This window comes from Streptomyces sp. NPDC020192, assembly GCF_044388685.1.
Classification (GTDB): domain Bacteria; phylum Actinomycetota; class Actinomycetes; order Streptomycetales; family Streptomycetaceae; genus Streptomyces.
This window is the reverse complement of the sequence record NZ_JBIRXG010000002.1, coordinates 1-15,432: the sequence shown is the minus strand read 5'-3', so window position 1 is coordinate 15,432 and position 15,432 is coordinate 1. Positions and strand designations below refer to the sequence as shown.

Sequence of the window (15,432 nt, the reverse complement as noted above, 5' to 3'; positions counted from 1 at the left end):
AGTCATATGTGCTTGCCTAACTCAAGCAAGCCACTCCGAGCCGGGCGGCTCTTGAGCGGAGGCCGCCCCCGGGCGCCGTATCCCGTGGGGACGGGGACCGGCGCCGCCCCCGGACCGGCCGCCGGGCCACTCCCCCCGCCCGGCGCCCGTCCGGGGGCACCCCCACGTCCCGTCCCGACCCTTCGAAAGCGAGCCACCCATGGCCACCATGAAGTCCGTACGGACCGGCGCCCCCGGGCAGATCGAGAGGGTGGACGTCGAGCGTCCGCGGCCCGGGCCGAAGGACGTCCTCGTCAGGATCCGCGCCTGCGGCATCTGCGGCACCGACGTCACCTTCCTGCACATGGGCGGTATGCCGGCCCGGGCCCACCTGGGCGGCGAGCTGGTCCCGGTGACCCTCGGCCATGAGCCGGCCGGGGAGATCGTCGAGGCCGGGGCGGAGGTCACGGGTCTGAGGGCCGGTGACCGGGTGGTGGTCAATCCGCAGGACGCGCCCACCGGGATCATCGGCTGTGGCGGCCGGTACGGCGGTATGAGCGAGTACCTGCTGATCGAGAACGCCGAGGCCGGCAAGAGCGTCGCCGTGTTCCCGGACACCGTGCCCTTCGACGTCGCCTCGCTGAACGAGCCGATGGCGGTCGCGCTGCACTGCGTCAACCGGTCACGGGCGCGGCCGTCGGAGCAGGCGGTGGTGTTCGGCGCCGGGCCCATCGGACTCGGCGCCGCGATCTGGCTGAAGCTGCGAGGCGTGGCGCATGTGGTCGTGGTCGACGTACTGCCGGACCGCCTGGAGACGGCCCTCGCCGTCGGTGCGGACGCGGTGATCAACTCGGCGGAGGAGGACGTGGCCGCGCGGCTGACCGAGTTGCACGGGCAGAGCGCCAACGCGCTCGGCCAGCCCCGGCCGGGCACCGACGTGTACATCGACGCCGCCGGGGCCGCCGCCGTCTTCAACACGGTCGTCGGCGCCGCCAAGTGGGGTGCCCGGCTGGTCATGGTCGCCGTACAGAAGAAGGGGGCCGAGATCGACCTCGGCGGCATGCTGCGCAGCGAGCTGACGCTCATCGCCTCACAGGGCTACCCGACCGAGATCTTCGAGGTCACGCCCCAGCTGATCGAGCACCACGAGCGGTTCGCCCGGCTGATCAGCCACCGCGTCCCGTTCGCCGAGGCCGACCGTGCCTTCGGGCTGGCGCTCACGCCGGGGGCCGCGGAGAAGGTCGTGGTGACCTTCGATGCGTGAGCGGGTGCGTGAGCGTCAGGCGCGCCGGGACCGGCGGGCGGCGGCGCTCACCGGGGCCAGCCACAGGCCCACGATCGCGTCGGTGAGTCCGCCGGCCGCCTCCGCCCAGGTGGCGCGCGGGGTCGGGGTGCCCTCGGCCAGGGCTCGCTCCCGCTCGGCGCACGTGTGCAGGATCAACTGCCGGACCATCTGGCCGCGTTCGGCGCTGACCTCGGGCGGCAGCTCGGGCAGCACGCGGTACAGGGCCTCGAGCGCCCGGCGCAGCGCGGGTGAGGTCATGGACTCCTCGACCATGATCTCGTGCAGCACCGGGTCGGTCATCACCTGGGCGCAGAAGCGGGCGTACCAGGTGGGGCTGCCGAGCCCGGCCAGGTGCTCGGTGATCGGGCGGACCAGGCAGTCGACCCAGTCGCGCACGTCCGTGGAGTCGCCGGCCGCCTCCAGCGCCCGCTCGCGGAGCGCCTCGATGCGCTCGGCGTGCCGCCGGGCCACCGCGCGGACCAGGTCGGTCTTGGTGCCGAAGTGGTAGCCGACGGCGGCGTTGTTGCCCTGGCCGGCGGCCTCGCTGACCTGGCGGTTGGAGACGGCGTACACGCCGTGTTCGGCGAACAGCCGCTCCGCCGCCGTCAGGATGGCCTCCCGGGTCGCGCTCACCTGCTCGGCCCGCGCCGTCCTGCGCGCCATGCTCACCACCGCTCCGGGACTGCGCACCGCCCCGGGGCGGCCAGTCCCGCGCACCGCCCCAGGTCCTCGGCCGGGGCGGCGAGGTCCAACCGGATCACCCTACGGTGCGCGCCCGCCCCACCGGGGACAGGCCCCGCGTGCGCCGCCTTTTCGGCTCGCTAAAGTAAGTCAATCGCTTGACTTAAGACATTCTCGTTCCGCTCCTCCTCTCCGGAAGGTTCTCCTCTCATGTCCGACGCCCTCACCCGGCCCGCCGAGGCCGGCAGATCCGCTCCGGTGCGCCCGGGTGCCGTGGTCGCGGTGCTCGCCCTGTCCGGCATCACCGTCTCGCTGATGCAGACCCTGGTGATCCCGATCGTGCCGGAGCTGCCGAAGTACCTGAACGCCTCCCCGTCGAACGCGGCCTGGGCCGTGACGGCGACCCTGCTGGCAGCGGCCGTGGCCACCCCGATGGCCGGCCGTATCGGTGACATGTTCGGCAAGCGGCTGATGCTGCTGATCAGTCTGGTGCTGCTGGTGGCCGGCTCGGTGGTCTGCGCGCTCAGCGACGCGCTGGTCCCGATGATCGTCGGCCGTGCGCTCCAGGGGCTGGCCTCCGCCGTGGTCCCGCTGGGCATCAGCATCATGCGCGACGAGCTCCCGCCGGAGAAACTGGCCGGTTCGACGGCGCTGATGAGTGCCTCGCTGGGGGTCGGCGGCGCGCTCGGTCTGCCGGCCGCGGCCTTCCTCGCGGACCACTTCGACTGGCATGTGCTGTTCTGGACGTCCGCGGCGCTCGGTGTCGTCGCTTTCGCGCTGGTCATGATGCTCGTGCCGGAGTCCAGGGTGCGCACGGGCGGCCGCTTCGACGCGGTCGGCTCCGCCGGGCTGGCGGTGGGCCTGGTCTCACTGCTGCTCGCCGTCTCCAAGGGCGCCGACTGGGGCTGGGCGAGCGGCACCACGCTCGGCCTGTTCGCCCTCGCCGTGGTCGTGCTCCTCGCCTGGGGCGTCTTCGAGCTGCGGACCGCCCAGCCGCTGGTCGACCTGCGCACCACGGCCCGCCGTCAGGTGCTGTTCACCAACCTCGCCTCGATCGCGTTCGGCTTCTCGATGTTCGCGATGTCCCTGGTGCTCCCCCAGCTGCTCCAGCTGCCGACCCAGACGGGCTACGGCCTGGGCAAGTCGATGCTGACGGTCGGTCTGGTGATGGCTCCGCAGGGCCTGGTGATGATGGCCATGGCCCCGGTGTCCGCCGCCATCACCAAGGCCAGGGGGCCGAAGATCACGCTCATGATCGGCGCGGTGATCGTCGCCGCGGGCTACGGACTCAACATCGTCCTGATGTCCGAGGTCTGGCATCTGGTCCTGGTGTCCTGCGTCATCGGCGCGGGCGTCGGCTTCGCCTACGGCGCCATGCCGGCCCTCATCATGGGCGCGGTCTCGCCCTCGGAGACGGCCGCCGCGAACAGCCTCAACACGCTGATGCGGTCCATCGGCACGTCGGTGGCCAGCGCGGTGGCCGGTGTGATCCTGGCGCAGATGACGATCAACCTCGACGGGCACGCACTGCCGTCCGAGAACGGCTTCAAGGTCGTCATGGCGATCGGCGCGGGCGCGGCCGTCCTCGCCTTCATCCTCGCCTCCTTCCTCCCCCGCCATCGCCCGTCGGCCCCGTCCCCGGAGCCGACGGCCGCCGAGCCCTCGACGGAGGCGGTGGCCTGAGAGGGTCGGCAGCGGGCCGAGCGGCTCGGCGTAGACGGCGGCTGAGCCCGGCAGTAGAGGCGGCGGGCTGGACGTCTCGACGGAGACGGTGACCTGAGCCGAATGGCGAAGGCAGCGGGCTGGGCCGCTCGGCCCGAGGTCGCCGTAAGGCACCCTCCGGCCAGGACGTCGGCGTGCGGGGCCGTACGACGGCAAGGGCATGGGACAACGCGGGACACCGTGACCGCCCCGGCCCACGCCGAACAACCGCCGCGCCCTCAGCCGAAGCGGTCGCCTGAGTCGCCCGGCGGGGGGCCATGCCGAACGGCAGGGGCAGCGGGCCGACGGACAGCGGGGGCGGTGTGACCAGAGCCGACCGGTGGAGGCAGCAGACCGAGACAGGCGGCAGAGGCGATGCCCCCGGCCGACCGGCGGGTGCCGCAGACCGAGCCGCTCGACGGGGCGGTCACGACACCATCCGGCCGGGCCATCGGGTGCGTGGCCTGAGCCCATCGGCGGAGGCCGCAGGCCGAACCGGACGGCAGCGACGGCGAGCCGAGCCACCCGGCCGGGCAGTCACGACACCTCCGGCCGAGCCACCGGCTGCGCAGCCCGAACCCATCGGCACAGGCCGCAGGCCGAACCGGACGGCAAAGGCCGTGACCCCAACCCGTCCGCAGACGTTCGCAGACCGCACCGCACCGCACCGCCCGACCGGGCAGTCACGACACCTCCGGCCGAGCCACCGGCTGCGCGACCCGAGCCGATCGGCACAAGCCGCAGGCCGAGCCCTGCAGCCGAGGCGGTCGCGGGACCCTGTGGCCCGGCCGGCAGCTGCCACGGCCGTCGTGCGGGAGAGCGCGTGAGGGGGTTACGGGGCGCGTCCGGGTCATCTGGCACGGCGGCCGCCCCGCACGCCTCTCGCGCTCTCCCCGGGCGAGCCCCTCTCCCCGTTTCCGTGACGAGGGCCTGCGGGCGGCGCTGGAGGCGCGCGAGCGGCTGCCAGGACTGCCGGTCCTGGTGCTCTCGCAGTACGTCGAGGAGTCGTACGCGGCCGAGCTGTTGAGCGGCGGCGCGCGCGGGGTGGGCTATCTGTTGAAGGACCGGGTGGGCTGCGTGGACGAGTTCCTCGACGCGCTGGAACGGGTCGCACGCGGTGGCACGGCCCTCGACCCCGAGGTGGTGACGGAACTGATGACCGGCCGCGCGGGCTCCCCCCTGGACGCGCTCACCCCGCGCGAGCGGGAGGTGCTGCATCTGATGGCCGAGGGGCACGACAACACGACGATCGCCCGGACGCTCGTCATCACCGAACGCTCCGTCAGCAAGCACGTCGGCAACGTCTTCCTGAAGCTGGGGCTGCCGCCGAGCGACAGCGGGCACCGCCGGGTACTGGCCGTGCTCGCCTATCTGCGGCACGCCTGATCCGGTGGCGGGCCCGTTCAGGGGAACCCGCGGCCCGGAGCGCGTGCGGCCCCGGTGCGCGGTCGAGACCTTCAGCCGTGACCGCCGTATCCCTGCCGCTCATCGCGCCGATGCTCGCCACGCCCGGCAGGCTGCCGCCCGCCGCCCAGGACGCGCGGTGGGCGTACGAGACCAAGCAGGACGGGCAGCGGGCGATGGTGTACCTGCCCGGCGACGGCAGTGTGCGGCTGCGCGCGCGGTCGGGCGAGGACATCACCGAGGCCTATCCCGAACTCCGGCCGCTCGGCACCGCTCTGGGCAGCACGCCCGCCGTGCTGGACGGCGAGGTGCTGGCCCTGGACGAGCGGGGACGGGCCGACTTCCAGTTGCTGCAGAGCCGGATGGGGCTGGCGCACGCCCCCGCGCGGGCGGCGCGCCGGGCCGCCGAGGTGCCGGTCCATCTGGTGCTGTTCGACGTGCCGTACCTGGGCGAGTCCCTGCTGCGGCAGCCGTACGTCCAGCGGCGGGCCCGGCTGGAGGAGCTGAATCCGGCCGGGCCGTACTGGTCGGTCCCGGGTGCCGTCACCGGGCACGGCGCCGAGGCGCTCGCGGCGACCAGGGAGCACGGTCTGGAGGGCCTGGTGTGCAAGCGGCTGGACTCGGTGTACGAGCCCGGGGTGCGCTCCCGCGCCTGGATCAAGATCCGGAACATGCGGGCCGAGGACGTGATCGTCGGCGGCTGGCTGGCCGGCAAGGGGCGGCTGACCGGACTGCCGGGCGCACTGCTCCTCGGCCAGCGCGACACGGCCGGCCGGCTGCGGTACGTCGGCCGGGTGGGCACCGGCTGGAGCGAGGCGGAGCGGACGGAACTGGCCCGGCTGCTGGCGGCCGTCGCGAGCAACCGGTGTCCCTTCGAACCCGTGCAACGGATCCCCGACGCCCACTGGGTGCTGCCCCGGCTGGTGGGCGAGGTCAGTTACAGCACGCGGACCCGGAACGGGCTGCTGCGCCAGCCGTCGTGGCTGCGGCTGCGCCCGGATCTCACCCCGGAGGAGTCGGCCGCCGACCTGCCCGAAAGCCCGGCTTGAGGGGCGAAGGTCTATCGTGTGCCCATGCCGGTTCCCGAACTGATCCGAATCGTCTCCCGCGACTCGCCCATGGCCCTGGCCCAGGTCGAGCGGGTCCGCGCCGAATTGGCCGTGCTGCACCCGGGGTTGCGCACCGAGGTCGTCCCGGTGAAGACCACCGGCGACAAGTGGCTCGGCGATCTGTCCCAGGTCGAGGGCAAGGGCGCGTTCACCAAGGAGGTCGACGCGGCCCTGCTGGCCGGGAAGGCCGATCTCGCGGTGCACTGCGTCAAGGACGTGCCCGCCGACCGGCCGCTGCCCGCCGGGACGGTGTTCGCGGCGTTCCTGAAGCGGGACGACATCCGGGACGCGCTGGTCCACCCGGGCGGGCTCACCCTGGACGAGCTGCCGGCCGGCACCCGGATCGGCACCTCCTCGGTGCGCCGGATCGCCCAACTGGCCGCCACGCACCCCCATCTGGAGTGCGTGCCGTTCCGGGGCAACGACAACAGCCGGCTGGCGAAGCTCGCCGCCGGCGAGGCGGACGCCCTCCTGTTGGCCGTCGCGGGGCTGGAGCGGATCGGCCGGACCGATGTGATCAGCGAGGTGCTCTCGCCGGAGACGATGATGCCGCCGATCGGCGCGGGCATCCTGGCCCTGCAGTGCCGGGACGACGACACCGACGTCATCGACGCGGTCAGCGGGCTCGGTGACCCGGACACGCACCGGGAGGCGACGGCCGAGCGGATGTTCCTGCATGTGCTGCAGGGCCACTGCAACAGCCCCATCGCCGGGTACGCGCGCGTGGACCGCGGCGGCGAACTCTCCCTGAGAGCCTGTGTGTTCACCCCCGACGGCAAGACCCGGCTGAACGCACACGAGTGGGCCGGCCGGCTCGATCCCGCCACCCTCGGCACCTCGGTGGCGGTGTCCCTGCTCCGGCAGGGCGCCCGGGAGATCATCGACGGCATCCCGCACTGACGTCGTACGACGCCCGGGGCGGCGTGGTCAGGCGGTGCCCGGCTCCGTCTGGTCCCGCAGGAAGGCGCTGACCTGGTGGGCCAGGCTGCACTGGGGGGCGCCGGCGGAGGCGGCCGCGGTGGGCGCCTCCTGGACGCCGATGCCGCCGGCCCACAGCCGGCGGTCGGTCCACTCGTCCTCCACCCGCAGCTGCACCTGGACGTCCACGTGGCTGAGGGCGGCCTCGGGAGCGGCGGCGTAGAGCACGGCGGTGACCCGGCGCAGCGGATAGACGTCGAAACCCTCGATGAACTGCGAGTTGCGCCAGTCCATGAACGCGGACTCGCCGTCCGCGCCGACCCGGACGTCGATCTGGCCGTCCTCCAGGTGGATGCAGTACTGCCGCGCGCCGCGGTTCTCGACGGTCACGCGGACACTGAAGTACGTCAGCCCCACGGCGGCGTCGTCGCGTCCGCGCGGCGGCTCGCCCGCCTCCAGGCGGTGGACGCGGACCCGCAGACCGGCATGCTCGTCGTACTCGTGCCAGTCCCCGACCACGTTCGGCTCGTACACAGTGCCCCTCTCGACCTTCGAGAGCTGCTGTCTATCTGTGCGCGGATCGCACTGTCAAATGCGCAGAATGCGCTGTGGCCAGCGGGTTCGCCCGCTTTGATCGCTGATCAAGCGCTGCCCAGGAAGAATCCGTTCACGGTCCCTTTTCGCGGGGTACGCGCGCGTGCCGCACATCACGTTCCCGGCAAGATCATCGGGCCAGCCGGCCGAGCAACGAGGAGGCCGCGGCGACGCCGAGCGCGGCGGCCACCGACAGCACCGCGAAATCGGAGCCGAGGTGCGACGGCGTACCGAGCAGCAGCCCGCGCAGCGCGTCGACTTGATAGCTCAGCGGGTTGACCTTGCTGACGGCCTGGAGCCAGCCCGGCATCACCGAGACGGGGTAGAGGGCGTTGGAGCCGAAGAACAGCGGCATGGTGATCGCCTGCCCGAAGCCCATCAGCCGGTCCCTGCTGAGGACGATGCCCGCGATGGTCATCGACAGGCAGGAGAAGAACACGGAGGCGAGGACCACGGCGACGGCGACGCCGAGCAGCTTCAGCGGGTTCCAGGTGAGGGCGACCCCGAGCAGCGCGGCGATGACGATGACGACGACCGCCTGGATCAGTGACTTCACACCGGCCGCGAACGCCTTGCCGGTGATCAGCGCCGAGCGCGGGGTGGGGGTGACGAGGAACTTGTTGAGGATGCCCGCGTCCCGCTCCCAGATGATCTGGATGCCGTAGAAGATCGCGATGAACATCGCGGACTGGGCGATGATGCCGGGCGCCAGATAGTCGATGTACGGCACGCCGCCGGTGGGTATCGCCCGGATCCGGGTGAAGGTCTGGCCGAAGATCAGCAGCCACAGGGCGGGCTGGACGGCGCGGGTGTACAGCTCGGTGCGGTCGTGGCGCAGCTTCTGCAGTTCGACCGTGCACATGGCGACGACCCGGGCGGGCAGCAGCCGCCAGCCCGCGCGGGGCACGGGCGGGGTGAGCAGAAGATCCGTACGGTCAGCCGACGCGGTGTGCGGTGCGGCGGGTGCTGCGGACATCGCGGAAACCTCCTCCGGACGTGTCGTCGAGGCCGCTGCCGGCGACGTCGCGGAAGACGTCCTCCAGCGTGGGCAGGGTGTCGGTGCCCTGGCGCTCGGCGAGGCCCCGGCGCAGCTCGGCCGGTGTGCCGAGGGCGCGGATCCGGCCGCGGTGCATCAGGCCGACCCGGTCGCAGTACTGGTCGGCCTCGTCCATGTGATGGGTGGTGACGAGGACGGTCATGCCGGTGGCCGCGCGGACGGCGTTGATGTGCTCCCAGACGCCGGTGCGGGCGATCGGGTCCAGGCCGATGGTCGGTTCGTCGAGGATCAGCAGCCGGGGCGCGCTGACCAGGGCCTGGGCGAGTTCGAGCCGGCGGACCATACCGCCGGAGTAGGTGCCCGCGAGCCGGTCGGCGGCATCGGTGAGGCCGACGGCGGCGAGGGCCTGCGCGACGCGTGCGGCGCGCTCGCGGCGGGGCACGTCGAAGACGCGGGCGAACAGGGCGACGTTCTCCCGGCCGGTGAGCCCGCTGTCGGCGGACAGCTGCTGCGGGACGTAACCGAGCAGCCGGCGCACCGCCATCCGCTCCTTGGCCGCATCGTGGCCGAAGACGCGGACCATGCCGGCGGGGACGGGCAGCAGGGTGGTGACGCAGCGGATGGCGGTGGTCTTGCCGGCGCCGTTGGGGCCGAGCAGTCCGAACACCTCGCCCTCGCGGACGGCGAGCTCGAGCCCGTCGACGGCCCTGGTGTCGCCGAAGGCATAGGCGAGACCGGTGCAGGTGACGGCCTCGGCCACCTCGTCGGCGGTCGTGCCGGGCAGCGCGGCGGTGTGATCGCCGCTCTCGGCGGGGGTGCCGGGCGGGCCTCCGGTGGGGCTGTCACTCGTCATGGTTCCTCGGCCTCCTCCTGCAGGGTGACGGCCAGCTTGCGCAGCGCCGGAAGCGCCGCGCGGAGGGCTTCCCGGTCGGCCTCGTCGAGCCCGGAGACCTGCCGCATGACCAGCTCGGCCCGGCGGCGCCGCCAGTCCGCGAGCCGCTGCTCGGCGGCCTCGGTGAGCAGCAGGCGCGCGGCACGGCGGTCGGCCGGGTCGGTCTCCCGGAGCAGATATCCACCCTTGACCAGCTGGTTGACCAGGGTCGACACGGAGTTGCCCGCCAGGTGCAGCGCCCTGGCCGCGTCCGAGATGCCGATGCCGGGCCGGGACTCGACCAGCCGCAGCAGCTCCACCTCGGCGCCGCGCAGCCGGGGCCGGGTCAGCCCGCCGCGCAGTCGCCGCCGGATCAGCCGCTGGATGCGTACGAGCGTGTCGGCCAGCTCCTCCGGGAAGGTCTCGTGCTCCACACTCGAAAGATTACCTCTGCTACAGAGGTAATTCCTCCGGAGGAGAGCTCAAAGGAGAGGTCAAGGAGCGCGAACCGGCTCGCGCAGTGGACACTGGTGCCAGACCGTCCCCTACGGCAGGACGCGAGCGCCATGAACCACAACACCCCCGCCGGCGGACCGCGCAAGCGCGACGTCATGTCCACGCACTCCGTCTTCGGCGCCCCGTGCTGGGTGAGCCTGACCAGCCGCGATCTGAAGACCACCCAGGACTTCTACACGGCCGTCCTGGGCTGGCGCTGGCGCAGCGCGAAACTCGGTGAGCACTTCCGTATCGCGCTGGCGGACGGGGTGCCGGTGGCGGGGATCGCCGCCATCGCCGCCATGTGGCAGATGGCGGTGGCCTGGACGCCGTACTTCGCCGTGCCGGACGCCGACGTGGCCGTGGCCCGGGCCCGCGAGCGCGGCGGTACGGCGGCCGTAGGACCGCTGTCCTTCCCGCCGGGCCGGGCCGCGCTGCTCGCCGACCGGGACGGGGCGACCTTCGGCATCTGGCAGGGGGAACTGGTCGGAAACTGGGAGGCCTGGCGGCGGGCGTCGCCGACGTTCATCCGGCTGCACACCCGCGACGCCTTCGACGCCGCCCTGTTCTACGGCGAGATCCTCGACTGGGCGTCCGGGCTGCCGGGCTGCTGCCAGGTGGAGTACGAGGGCAGCGAGGTGGTGCTGCGCAGCGAGGGCGACATCGTGGCGCGGATCGACTCGGGCGCGGTGGAGTCGGCACCGGATCCCTCCGTACGGCCGCACTGGCAGGTCCACTTCGCCGTCGCCGACGTCCTGGACTGCGCCCGCACGGCCGAGAAGCACGGGGGCAGTGTGCTGAGCGAGGACGAGGACGAGGCGATTCTGCGGGATCCGGACGGGGCGCAGTTCACGGTGACGTCACGCCGGCAGCGTTAGCCGGCGACTCGCGACGGTCTCGACAGCACGACCAGACTCCGCGCCTCCACCCGGACCCTCGTCCCCGCCTTGCGCTCCCGCTCGTCCGGGATGCCGTCCGGGTCCGCCGTGTCGACCAGGGTCGTCCAGCGTTCGGCGAACCTCGTGCCCGGCAGGCGGAAGTCGACCGGTTCCCAGTAGCCGTTGACGAGGAGCAGGAAGGAGTCGTCGGTCATCCGGCGCCCGTAGGCGTCGCGTTCCGCGATGGCGTCGCCGTTGAGGAACACCGCGACCGAGTGCGCGTCGCCGCACTGCCAGTCCCGGTCGGCCATCTCCCGGGCGTCGGGCCTGAGCCACATCAGGTCGGGCAGCGGCTGGTCGGCGTTGGTCGCGGTCTCGCCCCGGAAGAAGCGGCGTCGGCGCAGCACCGGGTGGGCGGCGCGCAGGGCGATGAGGTGCCGGGTGAACTCCGTCAACGACCGCTGTTCGCGGGTGAGTTCCCAGTCGACCCAGGAGATGTCGTTGTCCTGGCAGTAGGCGTTGTTGTTGCCGCGCTGGGTGCGGCCGAGTTCGTCGCCGTGACAGAGCATCGGGATGCCCTGCGAGAGCAGCAGCGTCGCCAGCAGGTTGCGCTGCTGGCGGGCGCGCAGTTCGAGGACGGCCGGGTCCTTCGTCGCGCCCTCCGCCCCGCAGTTCCAGGACCGGTTGTGGCTCTCGCCGTCGCGGTTGTCCTCGCCGTTGGCCTCGTTGTGCTTGTCGTTGTACGACACGAGGTCGCGCAGGGTGAAACCGTCGTGCGCGGTGACGAAGTTGACGCTGGCGCGCGGCCGGCGCCGGCTGTGCTGGTACAGGTCGGAGGAGCCGGTCAGCCGGGAGGCGAACTCACCGAGCGAGCCGCGCTCGGCCCGCCAGAAGTCCCGTACGGCGTCCCGGTACTTGCCGTTCCACTCCGACCACAGCGGAGGGAAGTTGCCCACCTGGTAGCCGCCCTCGCCCACGTCCCAGGGCTCGGCGATCAGCTTGACACGGCTGATCACCGGGTCCTGCTGGATCAGGTCGAAGAACGCCGAGAGCCGGTCCACCTCGTGGAACTGCCGGGCCAGGGTGGCCGCGAGGTCGAAGCGGAAGCCGTCGACGTGCATCTCGGTGACCCAGTACCGCAGCGAGTCCATGATCAGCTGGAGCACGTAGGGGTGACGCATCAGCAGGCTGTTGCCGGTGCCGGTGGTGTCGTAGTAGTGCGCCCAGTCGCCGTCGACCAGCCGGTAGTAGGAGGCGTTGTCGATGCCCCGGAAGGACAGGGTCGGGCCCATCTCGTTGCCCTCGGCGGTGTGGTTGTAGACCACGTCGAGGATCACCTCGAGGCCGGCCGCGTGCAGCGCCTTCACCATCGCCTTGAACTCGTTGACCTGCTGGCCCCGGGTGCCGAAGGCGGCGTAGGCGTTGTGCGGGGCGAAGAAGCCGACGGTGTTGTAGCCCCAGTAGTTGGCGAGGCCCCGGTCCTGCAGCACGCCGTCCTGGACGAACTGGTGCACCGGCATCAGCTCCACCGCCGTCACCCCGAGCCCGGTCAGATGCTCGACGACCGCGGGGTGCGCGAGGCCGGCGTAGGTGCCGCGCAGCCGCTCCGGGACGTCGGGGTGGGTGCGGGTCAGGCCGCGCACATGGGCCTCGTAGATGACCGAGTCCGCGTACGGCGTGCGGGGCGGGCGGTCGTCGCCCCAGTCGAAGTACGGGTCGGCGACGACCCCCAGCATGGAGTGCCCGGCGCTGTCGGCGGGCGCCGGGCCGTCGGGGGCGCGCTCGTACAGCGAGGCGTGGTTGTCGATCTGGCCGTCCACCGCCATGGCGTACGGGTCGAGCAGCAGCTTCGCCGGATTGCACCGGTGGCCGAGCGACGGCTGCCAGGGGCCGTGCACCCGGTAGCCGTAGCGCTGGCCGGGGGTGATGCCGGGCAGATAGGCGTGCCAGACGAAGCCGTCGACCTCGTGCAGCCGGACGGGGGTCTCGGTGCCCGCTTCGTCCAGCAGGATCAGGTCGACGCGCTCGGCGACCTCGCTGAACAGCGCGAAGTTGGTGCCCTGTCCGTCGAACGAGGCGCCCAACGGGTAGGGCTGCCCGCTCCACACGGGCAGCCCGTTCCGGGATTTCCGGGAGGTGCGGGACGTCACCGGCTGCCCTCCAGGGTGTCGCCCAGAACACCGGCCGGTACGGCAAGCCCGTGGTCCCCGGCTGCCGCCGTGGCGGCCAGGGTGTCGTCCGGGGCCCCCGCCGGAGCGGCCAGCCGCGCGACCGGGAGCTCGCGCGGCACGGGGAGGCCCTGGCTCAGAGTGGGCTCGGGCGCGGTGGGCACCAGCGGGACGCGCTGGCCGGCCCGGGCGCGCTGCGAGAACCAGATGATCTTGCTGCCGCTGTCCGAGGCGCAACAGCCCCAGCCGTCGCTCATGGCGGCGATGTCCGCGAGACAGGACCGCAGATGGGGGTCGGGGCGCAGATCGGGGTCGTCGTCACCGAAGGCGGTGATCAGGTGCTGTCCGTTCCACCACATCTCGATCGACGTGTGCTTGTCGGAGGCGTGCTGGTGGATCGCCCGCAGCAGCAGTTCGGCGCCGCGGCAGACGGGGTCCGCGAGATTCTCGAGGTCCCAGTAACGCAAGTGGGCGGCCAGGATGCGGCTGACCTGTCCCACCCGTTCCGGGCTGACTTCCACGTCGAGGTGGTAGTAGCAGGGCACTGCGGTCTTCATCGTCGCTTGCTCCTCACCGGCGAAGCTCTGGCTCCCCTCGCCTTTCCGGGAGGGATCCCGGACACACAGCGTGAGCGCTGATCGCTTCTGAGTCACCTCCACGGTGCGGTCACTACGCCATTCGTGCAACACGAGCACCCGACACCCGTCATGGTTGAAGCTCCAACAAGACGCTGCGTCGTCGTGCGTGCACCATAAGTGAAAGCCTCGATCGCCGTAACGGTGCCGTGCCCTCCCGTGCGCGGACACCACCCGACCGTCGGGAACGCGCCCAGTCGAGAGCGTGAAAGGTGAAGACGGCGATGCTGCTCCCCGCCAAGGCCGAAGTGGCCCGGCAGTTGCGGCGTTACCGGGCGTGGGAGCGCGTGATGCTCGCCTCGCCCCACGACCGCACGGTCCGGGCCACCTTCGAGGACTCGGGTTACACGCTGTGCGTGCTGATGGGCAAACGCTGCGCCCGCGAGGCGGCGGACGCGGCCGAGCGCTATCTGCGCACCAATCTGGTCACCTACCTGCGCGAGCAGAACGGGCGTCCGAAACGTCGCCGGAAGGCGAGAAGACCGCCGCCACCGGAGCGGCGTTCCACGGCGTCAAGCCCCTGACCTGGCACCGTACAAAGGCGTTCCCCCCGGGACCGACGCGAGTCGGCCCGTCTCGGACCGCGAAGCCGGGCCAGGTGCCCGGCTTCGCGCACGGCGGAGGTGAGATACATGCGCAGGACCCCGGCCATCGGCCGTGTACCGGTACGTGACGTCCGGCCGGCCGTGGAGTGCGGCAGGCGCCCGGCGAAGGCGGTGGCCGGGGAGACCTTCCAGGTCACCGCGTCCGTGTTCCGCGAAGGGCACGACGCCGTGGGCGCGAATGTGGTCCTGCGCGATCCGAAGGGCCGCCGCGGCCCGTGGACACCGATGCGGGAACTCTCCCCCGGCAGCGACCTGTGGGGCGCGGAGGTCACACCGGACGCGACGGGCCGCTGGACCTTCCGTGTGGAGGCCTGGTCCGACCCGGTGGCGACCTGGCGGCACCACGCGCGCGTCAAGATCCCGGCCGGCGTCGACATCGGGCTGGTCCTGGAGGAGGGCGCCGCGCTGTACGAACGGGCGGCCGCCGGAGTGCCGAAGGGCCCGGAGCGCGACCTCGTCCTGGCCGCCGCGCGCGCCCTCGGCGACGACTCCCGGTCGGTACAGGAGCGTCTGAGGCCGGCCCTGTCCCCGGAGGTGGACGCCCTCCTGGCCCGCTACCCTCTGCGGGACTTGGTCACCGCCTCGGATCCGATGCCGTTGCTGGTGGAGCGGGAGCGGGCCCTGTACGGCTCCTGGTACGAGTTCTTCCCGCGCTCCGAGGGCACCCCGGAGCAGCCCCACGGCACCTTCCGTACCGCCGCCCGTCGGCTGACGGCCATCGCGGACATGGGCTTCGACGTCGTCTATCTGCCGCCGATCCATCCGATCGGTACGACGTTCCGCAAAGGCCCCAACAACAGCCTGACCGCCGGGCCCGACGACGTCGGCGTGCCCTGGGCGATCGGCTCCCCCGAGGGCGGGCACGACGCCGTCCATCCCGACCTCGGGACCATCGAGGACTTCGACCATTTCGTGGGCCGGGCACGGGAGTTGGGCCTGGAGATCGCCCTCGACTTCGCCCTGCAGTGCTCCCCGGACCACCCCTGGGTGCAGAAACACCCCGAGTGGTTCCATCACCGGTCCGACGGGACGATCGCCTACGCCGAGAACCCGCCGAAGAAGTACCAGGACATCTATCCCATCGCCTTCGACGCCGACATGGACGGACTGGT

At 72.2% G+C, this 15,432-nt stretch carries 15 protein-coding genes; 8 read left to right on the top strand and 7 right to left on the bottom strand.

Going from position 1 to position 15,432, the window contains the following annotated elements; translation table 11 throughout:
* The first annotated feature begins 199 nt into the window (after positions 1-199).
* A complete protein-coding gene (locus tag ACH47Z_RS04460; RefSeq protein WP_399070414.1) occupies positions 200-1,243 on the top strand; it encodes a zinc-binding dehydrogenase in 1,044 nt (347 codons plus the stop codon).
* A gap of 15 nt (positions 1,244-1,258) precedes the next feature.
* On the opposite strand, the gene ACH47Z_RS04455 is transcribed toward ACH47Z_RS04460, so the two are convergent.
* Complete coding sequence (locus tag ACH47Z_RS04455; RefSeq protein ID WP_399070412.1) at positions 1,259-1,927, bottom strand: TetR/AcrR family transcriptional regulator; 669 nt, start codon at positions 1,925-1,927, stop codon at positions 1,259-1,261.
* A 228-nt stretch (positions 1,928-2,155) separates the two neighbouring features.
* Here ACH47Z_RS04455 and ACH47Z_RS04450 point away from each other — a divergent pair, with 228 nt between their 5' ends.
* The 4 genes from ACH47Z_RS04450 (at position 2,156) to hemC (ending at position 7,059) form a co-directional block, all read left to right on the top strand.
* Positions 2,156-3,628, top strand: a complete 1,473-nt coding sequence (locus ACH47Z_RS04450) for an MFS transporter (protein ID WP_399070410.1) — start codon at positions 2,156-2,158, stop codon at positions 3,626-3,628.
* Positions 3,629-4,498: 870 nt separating this feature from the next.
* On the top strand, positions 4,499-5,032 hold the full coding sequence (locus tag ACH47Z_RS04445; protein WP_399071349.1) for a LuxR C-terminal-related transcriptional regulator: 534 nt from the start codon (positions 4,499-4,501) through the stop codon (positions 5,030-5,032).
* Positions 5,033-5,142: 110 nt separating this feature from the next.
* Entirely contained in the window at positions 5,143-6,099 is a 957-nt protein-coding gene (ligD, locus tag ACH47Z_RS04440; protein ID WP_399071347.1) for a non-homologous end-joining DNA ligase, read from the top strand.
* Between the two features lie 18 nt (positions 6,100-6,117).
* Positions 6,118-7,059, top strand: coding sequence for a hydroxymethylbilane synthase (hemC, locus tag ACH47Z_RS04435; protein WP_399070408.1), 942 nt, complete (start codon positions 6,118-6,120; stop codon positions 7,057-7,059).
* 27 nt (positions 7,060-7,086) lie between these two features.
* Here hemC and ACH47Z_RS04430 read toward each other — a convergent pair whose 3' ends face one another.
* The 4 genes from ACH47Z_RS04430 to ACH47Z_RS04415 form a co-directional block, all read right to left on the bottom strand.
* Entirely contained in the window at positions 7,087-7,611 is a 525-nt protein-coding gene (locus tag ACH47Z_RS04430) for a hypothetical protein (RefSeq protein ID WP_399070406.1), read from the bottom strand.
* A gap of 190 nt (positions 7,612-7,801) precedes the next feature.
* Positions 7,802-8,647, bottom strand: coding sequence for an ABC transporter permease (locus ACH47Z_RS04425; RefSeq protein WP_399070405.1), 846 nt, complete (start codon positions 8,645-8,647; stop codon positions 7,802-7,804).
* The gene (locus tag ACH47Z_RS04420; protein ID WP_399070403.1) at positions 8,607-9,521 is read right to left on the bottom strand and encodes an ABC transporter ATP-binding protein; all 915 of its coding nucleotides are present in this window, start codon (positions 9,519-9,521) and stop codon (positions 8,607-8,609) included. The genes ACH47Z_RS04425 and ACH47Z_RS04420 overlap by 41 nt, the downstream gene beginning before the upstream one ends.
* A complete protein-coding gene (locus ACH47Z_RS04415) occupies positions 9,518-9,973 on the bottom strand; it encodes a MarR family winged helix-turn-helix transcriptional regulator (protein WP_399070401.1) in 456 nt (151 codons plus the stop codon). The genes ACH47Z_RS04420 and ACH47Z_RS04415 overlap by 4 nt, the downstream gene beginning before the upstream one ends.
* Positions 9,974-10,105: 132 nt before the next feature.
* On the opposite strand from ACH47Z_RS04415, the gene ACH47Z_RS04410 reads away from it, so the two are divergent.
* Positions 10,106-10,912: a VOC family protein gene (locus tag ACH47Z_RS04410; protein WP_399070398.1), complete on the top strand. Its 807-nt coding sequence runs from the start codon at positions 10,106-10,108 to the stop codon at positions 10,910-10,912.
* On the opposite strand, the gene glgX is transcribed toward ACH47Z_RS04410, so the two are convergent.
* Both glgX and ACH47Z_RS04400 read right to left on the bottom strand, forming a co-directional pair.
* Positions 10,909-13,026, bottom strand: coding sequence for a glycogen debranching protein GlgX (gene glgX / locus ACH47Z_RS04405; protein WP_399071344.1), 2,118 nt, complete (start codon positions 13,024-13,026; stop codon positions 10,909-10,911). The two genes, ACH47Z_RS04410 and glgX, sit on opposite strands and share 4 nt — an antisense overlap.
* 32 nt (positions 13,027-13,058) lie before the next feature.
* Positions 13,059-13,637 carry a pep a2 gene (locus ACH47Z_RS04400; RefSeq protein WP_399070396.1) on the bottom strand — a complete coding sequence of 193 codons (579 nt, stop codon included), beginning with the start codon at positions 13,635-13,637 and terminating at the stop codon, positions 13,059-13,061.
* Positions 13,638-13,939: 302 nt separating this feature from the next.
* Between ACH47Z_RS04400 and ACH47Z_RS04395 the strand changes: the two genes are divergently transcribed.
* Both ACH47Z_RS04395 and ACH47Z_RS04390 read left to right on the top strand, forming a co-directional pair.
* Complete coding sequence (locus ACH47Z_RS04395) at positions 13,940-14,239, top strand: DUF5133 domain-containing protein (RefSeq protein ID WP_399070394.1); 300 nt, start codon at positions 13,940-13,942, stop codon at positions 14,237-14,239.
* A 108-nt stretch (positions 14,240-14,347) separates the two neighbouring features.
* On the top strand, positions 14,348-15,432 hold a 1,085-nt coding region (locus ACH47Z_RS04390; protein WP_399070392.1), incomplete at its 3' end, for a maltotransferase domain-containing protein.

Coding starts and splice junctions, on each gene's coding strand:
- ACH47Z_RS04460 (WP_399070414.1), top strand. CDS start 200: ATGGCCACCATGAAGTCCGTACGGACCGGCGCCCCCGGGCAGATCGAG.
- ACH47Z_RS04455 (WP_399070412.1), bottom strand. CDS start 1,927: ATGGCGCGCAGGACGGCGCGGGCCGAGCAGGTGAGCGCGACCCGGGAG.
- ACH47Z_RS04450 (WP_399070410.1), top strand. CDS start 2,156: ATGTCCGACGCCCTCACCCGGCCCGCCGAGGCCGGCAGATCCGCTCCG.
- ligD (WP_399071347.1), top strand. CDS start 5,143: ATGCTCGCCACGCCCGGCAGGCTGCCGCCCGCCGCCCAGGACGCGCGG.
- ACH47Z_RS04425 (WP_399070405.1), bottom strand. CDS start 8,647: ATGTCCGCAGCACCCGCCGCACCGCACACCGCGTCGGCTGACCGTACG.
- ACH47Z_RS04420 (WP_399070403.1), bottom strand. CDS start 9,521: ATGACGAGTGACAGCCCCACCGGAGGCCCGCCCGGCACCCCCGCCGAG.
- ACH47Z_RS04410 (WP_399070398.1), top strand. CDS start 10,106: ATGAACCACAACACCCCCGCCGGCGGACCGCGCAAGCGCGACGTCATG.
- ACH47Z_RS04400 (WP_399070396.1), bottom strand. CDS start 13,637: ATGAAGACCGCAGTGCCCTGCTACTACCACCTCGACGTGGAAGTCAGC.
- ACH47Z_RS04395 (WP_399070394.1), top strand. CDS start 13,940: ATGCTGCTCCCCGCCAAGGCCGAAGTGGCCCGGCAGTTGCGGCGTTAC.